9 protein-coding genes are annotated in these 11,517 nt (G+C 71.9%); 2 read left to right on the top strand and 7 right to left on the bottom strand.

What is annotated here, in order from left to right; all coding sequences use genetic code 11:
- Nucleotides 1-55 precede the first annotated feature (55 nt).
- A complete protein-coding gene (locus ABD709_RS15675; protein ID WP_344777080.1) occupies nt 56-1,486 on the top strand; it encodes a hypothetical protein in 1,431 nt (476 codons plus the stop codon).
- Nucleotides 1,487-1,494: 8 nt separating this feature from the next.
- On the opposite strand, the gene ABD709_RS15670 is transcribed toward ABD709_RS15675, so the two are convergent.
- The 6 genes from ABD709_RS15670 to ABD709_RS15645 form a co-directional block, all read right to left on the bottom strand.
- Nucleotides 1,495-1,677, bottom strand: a complete 183-nt coding sequence (locus ABD709_RS15670) for a DUF3073 domain-containing protein (RefSeq protein ID WP_344777078.1) — start codon at nt 1,675-1,677, stop codon at nt 1,495-1,497.
- A 148-nt stretch (nt 1,678-1,825) separates the two neighbouring features.
- Nucleotides 1,826-2,890: a phosphoribosylformylglycinamidine cyclo-ligase gene (gene purM / locus ABD709_RS15665; RefSeq protein ID WP_344777076.1), complete on the bottom strand. Its 1,065-nt coding sequence runs from the start codon at nt 2,888-2,890 to the stop codon at nt 1,826-1,828.
- A 7-nt stretch (nt 2,891-2,897) separates the two neighbouring features.
- Complete coding sequence (gene purF, locus ABD709_RS15660) at nt 2,898-4,355, bottom strand: amidophosphoribosyltransferase (RefSeq protein WP_344777074.1); 1,458 nt, start codon at nt 4,353-4,355, stop codon at nt 2,898-2,900.
- A gap of 238 nt (nt 4,356-4,593) precedes the next feature.
- Nucleotides 4,594-5,079 (bottom strand): (2Fe-2S)-binding protein, encoded by a 486-nt coding sequence (locus ABD709_RS15655; protein ID WP_344777072.1) that lies wholly within the window; start codon nt 5,077-5,079, stop codon nt 4,594-4,596.
- Nucleotides 5,080-5,088: 9 nt separating this feature from the next.
- On the bottom strand, nt 5,089-7,425 hold the full coding sequence (locus ABD709_RS15650) for a molybdopterin cofactor-binding domain-containing protein (protein ID WP_344777070.1): 2,337 nt from the start codon (nt 7,423-7,425) through the stop codon (nt 5,089-5,091).
- Nucleotides 7,426-7,541: 116 nt separating this feature from the next.
- On the bottom strand, nt 7,542-8,894 hold the full coding sequence (locus tag ABD709_RS15645; RefSeq protein ID WP_344777068.1) for a dipeptidase: 1,353 nt from the start codon (nt 8,892-8,894) through the stop codon (nt 7,542-7,544).
- Nucleotides 8,895-8,939: 45 nt separating this feature from the next.
- On the opposite strand from ABD709_RS15645, the gene ABD709_RS15640 reads away from it, so the two are divergent.
- Nucleotides 8,940-10,073 carry an acetate kinase gene (locus ABD709_RS15640; protein WP_344777066.1) on the top strand — a complete coding sequence of 378 codons (1,134 nt, stop codon included), beginning with the start codon at nt 8,940-8,942 and terminating at the stop codon, nt 10,071-10,073.
- On the opposite strand, the gene ABD709_RS15635 is transcribed toward ABD709_RS15640, so the two are convergent.
- On the bottom strand, nt 10,063-11,469 hold the full coding sequence (locus ABD709_RS15635; RefSeq protein ID WP_344777064.1) for a metallophosphoesterase family protein: 1,407 nt from the start codon (nt 11,467-11,469) through the stop codon (nt 10,063-10,065). The genes ABD709_RS15640 and ABD709_RS15635 overlap by 11 nt on opposite strands.
- Nucleotides 11,470-11,517 lie beyond the last annotated feature (48 nt).

The raw sequence follows: 11,517 nt of genomic DNA, 5'->3' as shown, positions 1-11,517 counted from the left end.
GAAACTCCGATCGCGCCGATTTGATGCGGTGGGCGCGAGCCGGGAGAGTCGGCGGGTGCTGCCCAGCTTCGAGGTCGTGGCCCGGATGCGGCCGGTCGCGGTCGTGGGGACACCCACCGTCGGGGAGTCGTACGCCGACCGCCCCGCCGGCGCGGGCGCGACCGCCGCCACGCCGCACCTGGCGCCGTACGCCGCGGTCGAGGTCGACCTGGCGCCGGAGGCGGGCTCGGGGACGGTCATGCTCGAACTCATCGGCCCCGACGGCGCGCGGCTGAGCGTGGCGTACGAAGACGCGAGCGGCGCGGTCTCGCTGTGCGTCGACCACGAGGGCCAGCCGGTCCGTCGCCGGAGCCGGCGGTTCGGCACGGCGAAGGTGCGCCCGGAGCGGTTCGGGCTCGCGCTGACCGGCACCCACCTCGCGGCGCTGACGCTCGAGGACAGCAGCTGGATCGTCCGCGGCCGGATCGCGCTCGAGGAGGACGCGCCCGGGCTCGACACCCGCGACCCGGACTGGCTGGCCGGCCTGGTGAGCGGCTGGAGCGGCCCACCCGTGGCCGGCTGGCGCGCGGGCGGGTTCGGCAGGCTGGGGCTGCGGGACGTGCGGCTGGTGACCGGCCGCGACGGCTCGCCGTACCGGCCCGACGGCCGGATCCTGTTCACCGCCACCAGCGCCGGTCCGGGGTTCTTCGACACGGCACACACGTCCGTGTGGTCTCTCGAGACCGGCATGGACACCAACCCCCCGGAGCTGCGTCACCTCAGTGACCTGTTCTTCCAACGCCCCGACCGCGCGGGGGGCTACGGGGACCACGCGACGCACCTGGTTCGCGACGGCGCGCGGTGGCTGGTCGCCACGTCCACCTGGGGCGACTTCCCATCGAGACGGTCGCAGAGCGACCTCCTCAGGACGGGCGATCCCGACAACGAGGTCGGTGTCGCGATCACGCTCGCCGAGTCCGACGCGGACCTCTTGCAGGGGCGGCACCTGCTCGCGACCCGCCCGCTCGACGTGCCCACCGACGGACTGCGGTCGGTCGGGGTGTGGGACCCGCACCTCGTGCACACCGGGGAGGAGTGGCTGGTGGGGTTCGTGAGCGCGCGGAAGTACTTCTCGTTCCACCCGGCGTACGCGGCCGGGCCGAGCCTCGACGAGCTGGCGCTGAGGGGCGCGGTCGAGGACCGGCGCGCGACGGAGGGGACGACGCTGCTGCGGCACGACGGACGCTGGCTGCTGCTCGCCAGCGACGGGCCGAACAACCCGCGTGGCCGCCGGCGCCGCTACCCGGTCTGGGAGCTGCCGGGCCTGACCGAGGCCGGCGAGCTGGCGGCGACGTACGGCACCAACATCCCGTGGCCGACGGTCGTCCCACCGGCCGCGGACGACCAGCCGTGGTGGCTGGTCACCTTCGACGGGACGCCGTACGGGGGCGCGCTACCGGGCTATGGCACGCACGGTGACGTGGTGCTGATGCGCTCGGTCGACTGACCGCTGCGTCAATCGCGGTCCGCGTAGTCCGACCACTGGTCGAACTCGTCGGACTCGTCGACCGGGTCGGCGGACTGGTCCGCCTCGCCGTGGAGCTCTTTTGCGAGCGCCCCGATGTCGACTTCGTGAGTGCGGTACTTGAGGTCGCGCGCGACCTTCGTCTGCTTGGCTTTCGCTCGGCCGCGGCCCATAGGGTCCAGCCCCCTCGCACACTTTGGCCGGGGCTCCTTTGGAGAGACCCCGGACTACTGGTTCATAGTCTCGTGGGAGCAACGCTACCTGTTGGGTGGGTGTTCCCGCACGCCGGGGACGCACCTCGCGCGTGGTTTCCCCGAGAGGTCACCAGCCGGGGTGCTGGCCGACCAGCTCGACCGAGCCCTTCTGCCGCGGGTCGACGACCACCTCGCCGGCGACCCAGGCGTCGACGCCGAGCCCGGAGAGGAGCGCGAGGGCCGCGTCGACGGAGTCCGGCGCGACCAGCGCGACCATGCCGACGCCGCAGTTGAGGGTCGCCTCGAGGTCGGGCTGCGGGACCGAGCCGACCTGCCGGACGAGGTCGAAGACCGGGCCCGGGGTCCACGTCGCCCGGTCGAGGGTCGCGGCCAGCTCGACCGGCATCACCCGCGCGAGGTTGTTGGCGAGCCCGCCGCCGGTGATGTGCGCCATCGCGTGCGTCTCGGTCTCGCGGGCCAGCGCCAGGCCGGCCTTGGTGTAGATCCGGGTCGGCTCGAGCAGCTCCTCGCCGAGCGTCCGGCCCAGCTCGGGGACGTCCCGGTCGACGGTCCAGCCGGCTTGCGTGAAGAAGACGTTCCGGGCGAGCGAGTAGCCGTTGGAGTGCAGGCCGCTGGAGGCCATCGCGACCACCACGTCTCCCGGACGGACCCGGCCGGGGCCGAGCAGGTCGTCGGCCTCGACGACGCCGGTCGTGGCGCCGGCGACGTCGTACTCGTGCGGCGCCAGGAGACCCGGGTGCTCCGCGGTCTCGCCGCCGACCAGCGCGCAGCCGGCCTCGATGCACGCCTCGGCGATGCCCTTGACGATCGCGGCGATGCGCTCGGGGACGACCTGCCCGGTGGCGATGTAGTCGGTCATGAAGAGCGGCTCGGCCCCGCAGACGACGAGGTCGTCGACGACCATGCCGACCAGGTCGAACCCGATCGTGTCGTGCTTGTCCATCATCTGGGCGACGGCGACCTTGGTGCCGACGCCGTCGGTGGACGTCGCGAGCAGCGGCCGCTTGTACGCAGTCAGCGCGCTCGCGTCGAAGAGCCCGGCGAAGCCGCCGAGTCCGCCCACCATCTCCGGACGGCGCGCCTTCTCGACCCAGGTCTTCATCAGGTCGACCGCGCGGTCGGCGGCGTGGATGTCGACGCCGGCCATGGCGTAGGCGTTGGGCTCGGTCACGCGTCTCCTACGGGTTGTTGAGCACCGGGAGGGCCTTGCCCATCGTCGGCGTGGCGAGGCTGACCTCGAGCAGGTGCTTGCCGAGCAGGCTCTCGTCGGGCAGCGGGATCGGGTACTCGCCCGTGAAGCAGGCGGTGCAGAGGCTGCCGACCGGCTGGCCGGTGGCCTCGACCATCCCGTCCAGCGAGATGTAGCCCAGGCTGTCGGCGCCGATGCTGGAGGCGATCTCGTCGACGTCGAGCCCGTTGGCGATCAGCTCCGCGCGGGTCGCGAAGTCGATGCCGTAGAAGCACGGCCACTTCACCGGCGGCGAGGAGATCCGGACGTGCACCTCGAGGGCGCCGGCCTCGCGGAGCATCCGCACCTGGGCGCGCTGGGTGTTGCCGCGCACGATCGAGTCGTCGACCACGACGATCCGCTTGCCGCGGATCATGTGCTCGAGCGCGTTGAGCTTGAGCCGGATGCCGAGCTGGCGCAGGGTCTGGCTCGGCTGGATGAAGGTGCGCCCGACGTAGGCGTTCTTGACGAAGCCCTGCCCGAACGGGATGCCGGCCTCCTCGGCGTAGCCGGTCGCCGAGGGCGTGCCCGACTCGGGCACCGGGATCACCAGGTCCGCGTCGACCGGGAACTCCCGGGCCAGCCGCCGGCCCATCTCGACCCGGGCCTCGTGCACGCTGCGGCCGGCGATGGTGGCGTCGGGGCGGGCGAGGTAGACGTACTCGAACACGCAGCCCTTGCGATCGGGCGGGGAGAACTTGTGGGAGCGCAGGCCGCCCTCGTCGATGACGACGAGCTCGCCCGGCTCGATCTCGCGGACCACGCTCGCACCCACCGTCGCCAGCGCGGCGTCCTCGCTCGCGACCACCCAGCCGCGGTCGAGCCGGCCGAGCACGAGCGGCCGGATCCCCTCGGGGTCGCGGGCGGCGTACAGCGTGTCCTCGGTCATCCAGACGAACGAGTAGGCGCCCCGCAGCTTCGGCAGCACCTCGATCGCGCGGTCCTCGAGCGACTCGTCGGGGTGGTAGGCGAGCAGCGCGGTGACCAGGCTGGTGTCGTTGGTCGTCTCGAGGTTGTGCGCGTGGATGTCGAGCTCGTCCTCGTCGCTCGGCAGCTCCGCGACCATCCGGGCGAGCTCGTGGGTGTTGATCAGGTTGCCGTTGTGGCCGAGCGCGATCGAGCCGTGCCCCGTGGGCCGGAACGTCGGCTGCGCGTTGTGCCAGGTGCTGGCGCCGGTCGTGGAGTAGCGGCAGTGGCCGATGGCGACGTGGCCCGTGAACGACTCGAGCGTGTTCTCGTCGAAGACCTGGGAGACCAGCCCCATGTCCTTGAAGACGAGGATCTGGCGGCCGTTGCTGACCGAGATGCCCGCCGACTCCTGGCCGCGGTGCTGGAGGGCGTAGAGCCCGAAGTAGGTGAGCTTGGCGACGTCCTCACCCGGTGCCCACACGCCGAAGACTCCGCACACAGCTCCCAGCGTACCGATCCGACCACGCTCATCCCGAATCGTCCGCCGTGGTGCGGCGAATCTTCCTTCGTGTCGGGTCGAATCCTCCTTCGTGTCGGGTCGAATCGACCGCCGTGGTCCCTCGAAACCCCCCTTGTGGTGCTCGCAGGTGCGCTGCATCTGACCCGGCACCCAACCACAAGAGGGGATTCGAACGACCACGAGGGACGATTCGAAGCAGCACGAGAGAAGATTCGACCTACATGCGAGCCGCCCCGTCCTGGATCGCCTCGCGGATCCGGGTGTAGGTGCCGCAGCGGCAGATGTTGCGGATCTCGTCGAGGTCCTGCTGGGTGATCGAACGGCCCTCCCGGCGAACCTTCTTCACCAGGGCGACGGCGGCCATGATCTGGCCGGGCTGGCAGTAGCCGCACTGGGCGACGTCGCGGTCCAGCCAGGCCTGCTGCATGGGGTGCAGCTCGGCCCCGTCAGCACCGACGGTGGCGGGGAGGCCCTCGATCGTGGTGACCTCGTCGGTCGGCTCGAGGTCACCGACCTGGACGCTGCACGGGTTGAAGCCTCGGCCGTTGATGTGGGACGTGCACGCCTTGCACACGTTGATCCCGCAGCCGTACTTCGGGCCGGTGACCCCGAGCAGGTCGCGCAGCACCCACAGCACGCGCACGTCGTCGGGGGCGTCCACCGTCACCTGCTCGCCGTTGAGGACGAAGGTCTGCTGGGGCATCGGCGCTCCTTAGATCGTGAGGTCGAGCCCGTTGGTGGGCGACTGCGGGATGGGCGGGATGTAGGGCTTCGGCGTGAACGCGAGCGGCGCCTTGTGGTTGACCGGGAAGTACGCCGGCATGGCGCGCATCGCGCGTGCGTAGGCACACGCCGTGGCCGCCATGGTGGCGGCGACACCCGCCTCGCCGGCGCCGCCGGGCTGGGTGCTGTCCGAGGGCATCACGATCACCTGCACGTCCGGCGGGGTGTTCCACTGGCGCGTGTAGAAGTAGTTGTCCCAGCTCGCCTCGAGGAAGTGCCCGTCCTTCAGGTGCATGCTCGACGTCAGCGCGAGCGCGATGCCGTCGTTGATGCCGCCCTGCATCTGGGCCTCCAGGCCGCGCGGGTTGATCGCGAGGCCGACGTCGATGGCGTAGACGACCTTGGTGACCCGAGGACCGGTCACGCTCGCGTCCCCGCCCGGCACCGTGCGGTTGACGGTCGCGGGCCGGCAGTCGATCTCGACCAGGCAGGCGCTGGCGCCCTTGTACTCCTTGTGGATGGCGATGCCCTGCGCGGTCCCGGCAGGCATGAAGCGCCCCCACTGGCCGACGGCGGCGACCTTCTCCAGGCACGCCTTGACCCGGGCGTTGCGCAGGAACTTCCGGCGGAACGCGAGCGGGTCGAGGCCCATCTGCTTGGCGAGCACGTCCATCATCAGCTCGTTGGCCGTGCGCACGTCCGGGGAGTAGATGTTCCGCATGCTGCCGGTGTTGAAGCGCAGGTCGGTCTCGGTGAGGGTCTGCGACGCGAGCCCGACGTTGTAGGGCAGCTCCTGGGTCAGCGTGAACACGGTCTCGGAGAAACCGAGGTTGCCGAGCCCGGTCGGGAGCTTCGCGAGGTTGGCGGAGATCATCTCGCCGAGGCCGTGGGTGAAGTCGGTCGAGATGCTCGTGTGCGCCTGGGTGAACGCCAGGACGTTCTTGCCCAGCACGGCGGCCGTGATCCGGCTGGTCGACATCGGGTGGGTCCGGCCGACCCGGGCGTCGTCTGCTCGGTGCCACATCAGCTTGACCGGCTTGCCCATCGCCTTGGAGACCTTCGCCGCCTCGAGCGCCCCGTCGAAGAACAGCCGCCGGCCGAACGAGCCGCCGCCGGAGACCACGTTCACCTTGACCTTGCTGACCGGCAGCCCGACCGCCTTGGCGATCTCCTGCTGCGCCACGATCGGTGACTTCAGCGCGGACCACACCTCGGCACCGTCGCTGCGGACGTCGGCGACCGCCGAGTTGGTGTCCATCGCCGAGTTGCTGCGGAAGTAGAAGACGAAGTCGCGGGAGACCGTCCGCAGCAGCGGGTTCCTGGGCAGGTTCGGCAGCTTGATCGGGTTCTGCGCGCGGCGCAGCTCGGCGAGGACGTCGTCGTCGGACATGCCGGCGACCGGCCCGTCCTTCCAGTCGACGTCCATCGCCCGCACGGCGTCGATGCACTGCCCGAAGGTCTCCGCCCGTACGGCGACGCCGGTGTCGACCACCGCGACGTCGGTGACCCCCGGCATCGCCAGGATCGCGGCCGTGTTGCGCAGCGCCCTGGGGGTGCCGTTGAGCGTGGGTGCCCGACAGACCATGGTCGGCAGCGCGCCGGCGACCTGCAGGTCGGTCGCGAACTGCTTGCGGCCGGTGACCGCGTCGCGGGCGTCGATCCGGGAGCGGGCGGTGCCGACGACGCGGAAGGTCGCCTCGTCCTTGAGGGTGACGTCCACCTTGCGACCGGTCGGCGACGCGGCGCGCGAGGCGAGCTCGCCGTACGTCGCCGAGCCGCTCGGCCCGGACACGACACCCGCCCGCGCCACCAGCTGGTCGACCGTGTCCCCCAGCAGGACCGCGGCGGCTTCGAGCAGCGCCTTCTTGGCGACGGCGGCGGCCACCCGGAGCGGCGTGTAGGTGGAGATCGTGGTGTTGGACCCGCCGGTGAGCTGGTTGAAGAGGAGCTCCGGACGCGCGGGGGCCAGGGTCACCACGACCTTCTCGACCGGCAGCTCGAGCTCTTCGGCGATGATCATCGCCGTCGACGTGGTGACGCCCTGGCCGACCTCGGCCCGCGGCAGCGCGAACGAGGCCGTGCCGTCGGGGTGCACCGCGATCGCGATCAGCGACGAGGTCGGCATCGCGCACTCGGTGAGGAAGTCGTTGAGGTCGTAGAGCTCGGGGATGCTCGGCAGGCTCGGCGTCACCGCGGCGACGTCGGCGGCCGCGGGTCCGCCGAGCGCGAGGTCGGCGGCGGTGACCAGGGTGGTGGCGCCGACGACGTAGCCCAGGAAGCTACGGCGACCGACGCCGCTGACCGGCTGCGGTTCCGAGATGCGCATGTGAGTACCTCACGCCGGGCGGGGTGGGGAGCAGCACCCGGTGCCGGCCACCTTGACACCTGTCAAGACGGCGTGGCAACGGTCACACGCACGAAGATTCCGAGACTGACTGTGCGTCAGCCCAGATTTCGCAGCAACAGGGCCTCGGCGAGCAGCACCCGCTCCCACTCGGCGAGGTGCAGGCCCTCGTTGGGCCCGTGGGCCCGGGTGTCGGGGTCCTCGACGCCGGTGACCAGCACCGACGCCCCCGGCATCGCCTCGAGGAACTCGGCGATGAACGGGATGGAGCCACCCACGCCCATGTCGACCGGGGAGGTGCCGTCCCACGCCTCGGTGAACGCCTCGCGCGCGGCGTCGTAGGCAGGACCCGTCGCGTCGAGCGCGATCGGCTCGCCGGTGTCGACCACGGTCGTGCTCAGCTCGGCGCCCCAGGGAACGTGCTTCTCGAGGTGCGCCTGCAGCCGGTCCAGCGCGTTCTTGCTGCTGTCACCGGGAGCCGTGCGGACCGTGACGCGCGCGCGGGCCGAGGGCACCAGGGTGTTCGAGGCACCCGCGACCTTGGGTGCGTCGAAGCCGGTCACGGTGATCGCCGGCTGGGTCCACATCCGCTCGACCTTGGAACCCGTGCCGACCCACTCGAGGCCGGTGACGGCGCCGGACTCGGCGCGCAGCCGCTCCTCGGGGTAGTCGACCTCCGCGGCCGGTCCGCTGACCAGGCCTTCGACCGCGGGCGACCCGTCCTCCTTCCACAGCGAGTCGAGCAGCCGCACCATCGCCATGATCGCGTCGGGAGCCAGGCCGCCCCACATGCCGGAGTGGACCGCGTGGTCGAGGGTGCGGACCTCGACGTCGACGCGGATCAGGCCGCGCAGGCTGGTCGTGAGCGCCGGTACGCCGATGTCCCAGTTGCCGGAGTCGGCGATGATGATCACGTCGGCCGCGAGCCGCTCGTGGAACTTCCCGAGCAGCTCGGGCAGGGTCGCCGATGCGACCTCCTCCTCGCCCTCGATGAACAGCCGCAGCGTCACCGGAAGGTCGTCGCCGAACGCGCGGACGGCCGCGAGGTGGGTGGCGATCCCGGCCTTGTCGTCGGCGGCGCCGCGGCCGTAGAGCCGGTCGCCCCGCTCGGTGGGCTCGAACGGCGCGCTGTCCCAGTCGGCCGGGTCGTTCTCGGGCTGGACGTCGTGGTGGGCGTAGAGCAGCACGACAGGAGCACCGTCGCGCCCTGCCTTCTTCTCCCCGACGACCGCCGGCGGCGCGCCGTCGTAGGCCCGCACGATCTCGGCGTCGAAGCCCTCGGCGGCGAACAGGCTGCGGGTCAGCTCGGCGCTCTTCTCGACCTCACCGAGCCGCGCCGGGTCGGCGCTGACGGACTGGATCCGCACCAGGTCCTCGAGGTCCTTCCGGACGCCCGGCAGCAGCTCGGAGATCCGGGAACGAAGGTCGTCGGTCGAGAGGCGCGCAGTCATGACGACACCTTATGAGGGCACCCGGACTCCCCCTAATGTCGGCGCATGACCACGGTCCTGGTGATCAACGCGGGCTCGTCGAGCGTGAAGTTCCAGGTGGTCGACCCCGCAACCGGCGAGGCCCGCACGAAGGGCGAGGTCGAGCGCGTCGACGAGGACGGGTACGACGCGGCACTCCGCTCGGTGACCGAGCAGGTCGAGGACGCCCCCGACCTGCTCGCCGTCGGCCACCGGGTGGTCCACGGCGGCTCGGCATTCACCCGGCCGACCGTCCTCGACGACGGGGTGGTCGACGAGCTCGAACGCACCAGCGAGCTGGCCCCGCTGCACAACCCGGCGGCGGTGGCGGGGATCCGCGCCGCCCGCGCCGCCTACCCGGGGCTCCCGCACGTGGCGGTCTTCGACACCGGATTCTTCGCCGACCTGCCCGCGGAGGCGGCGACCTACGCCATCGACCGGGACCTGGCGCAGCGCGCCCGGCTGCGCCGGTACGGCGCCCACGGCACCTCCCACGCGTTCGTGAGCCGAGCGGCGGCGTCCTTCCTCGGCCGCGACGTCACCGACGTCGACCAGATCGTGCTGCACCTCGGCAACGGCGCGTCGGCCGCGGCGATCCGTGGTGGCCGCCCCGTCGACACGTCGATGGGCCTGACCCCGCTGGAGGGCCTGGTCATGGGAACCCGCGCCGGCGACCTGGACCCGGGCCTGGTGCTGCACCTGCTCCACGACGGCCGCTCGGTGGCCGAGGTCGACGAGCTGCTCAACCACCGCTCCGGCCTCCTCGGCCTCGCGGGCGTCAGCGACTTCCGCGACCTGCTCGAGCGCCGCGCGGCGGGCGACGCCGCGGCGGGCCTCGCCTTCGACGTCTACGTGCACCGGTTGCGGAAGTACGTCGGCGCCTACCTCGCGGTCCTCGGCGGCGCCGACGTGGTGACGTTCACCGGCGGGGTCGGCGAGCACGCCCCTCTCGTCCGGGCGGCGGCTCTCACCGGCCTCGCGCGGCTCGGCATCGAGGTCGAGCCGGCCCGCAACGACGCCGAGGCGGACGGCCCGCGGATCATCTCGCCGGACGGCGCGCCGACGACGGTGCTGGTCGTGCCGACCGACGAGGAGTGGGAGATCGCGCGCGAGGTGGTCGCCACGCTGGAGCGGCCGCCGGGGAGCGGCCCTACAGGTTGACGTGCGGCCGACCGTCCCTGAACCCGCAGCGCTGAGCGCCGCGGTACTCCCGGAGCAGGCCGCGCTGGGACAGGATCCGCCGGTTCTTGGTGACGGTCATCGTCCCGATCGTCCGGGGCTTCGCGGACAGCGTCTTGGCCCACAGCACCGGTGTCTTCGGCGTGGTCTGCCAGACCCGCGGCGTGCTCTGCGCGGCGGTGATGTCCCAGCGCTTGAGGGTGAGCGAGAGCTTCCCGCCGGTGATGTCGCCGACGAGGTACGCCGTGCTGCCCTTGGTGTAGGCCTTGGCGAACAGGCCGCCGTGGCTGATCTGGGTGATCCCGTCGACGGTGTTGACCGAGTTGTCGTGCACCTCGCCGTTCAGGTAGAGGTCCACGTGGTGCCTCACCATGGTCCGCCACAGCGGCGAGCGCGTGCCCCCGCGGTAGCAGATCGCCGACGAGTGCGAGACCCGCACGGTCGGCACGATCGGCAGGTGGCCCTGGACGATGATCCAGTCGGTGCCGGCGCGGTCGGCGGCGGCGAGCACCGAGCGCACCCAGGCCAGCTGCCGCCGGTCGATCCGCGGGGTCACGGCCTTCCCCGTCGGGTGGAAGTCGTCGAGCGAGACGAGCAGCACCTCGGGGTCCAGATAGGTGGCGTACGCCGTCCTGCTCGCCGGCCCCGCGGGCCGGCTCACGTCCGCGCCGTTCGCGATCCGGGGTCGGACCAGGTTCTCGTCGAACCGCTTGCGGATCGTCGGGAACGCGGCGCGCTTGAGCCGGTGCGACGGGTTCGAGCCGGACCAGGGGTTGTCGCCGTACTCGTGGTCGCCGATCGCCGGCCACAGCCGCAGCCCACGGTCGGCGAAGAAATCCTCGTAGGCGCCGAAGTAGAAGTCGGCCGCCCGGTCGAGCGCCGCCATCCGCTCGGCCCGGTCGGAGGTCGGCCCGAAGATGTCGGTCCGGACCTTGTGGCCGTGGACGTACCACTTGTCCTCGCCCCAGTGCCCGGCCACGGTGTCGCCGGCGACGAGGACGTCGTCGGGCTTCTCGGCGGCGAACTGCCCGAGGATCTGGTCGACGAGCGCGGCCTGGTGGTCGTTCCACGAGTTCGGGACCGGCACGCCGGGGAACCGCTGGTGCCAGCCGGCGACGAAGGCCGACCACCCCGACAGGGTGCTCAGGTCGCCGATGTCCGCGTTGAAGAAGTCCGGCGAGGACAGGAAGCGGAACGACGTCGGTCGCCCGGTCGCGGGCGGTGGCTGCAGGGGGCGTGTCGTCGACGTGCCCGCGACGGCGCCGCTGCCCGCGGAGGTGGTTCCGCCGGCGTCGGACGACACGATCAGCAGCGTGGCGACGACCGCGACGGCAAGCGCCACCGCGGCGCCCACCACCGCTCGTCGTTCGCGCCCCATGCGCAGACCCCTCCCCGAGTCCCACCTACGAGGCGCACAGGCTACCCG

It is taken from the genome of Nocardioides panacisoli (assembly GCF_039537325.1).
Lineage (GTDB): Bacteria > Actinomycetota > Actinomycetes > Propionibacteriales > Nocardioidaceae > Nocardioides > Nocardioides panacisoli.
Note: the sequence above shows the minus strand (reverse complement) of the source record. Positions and strands in the feature narration are given on the sequence as shown.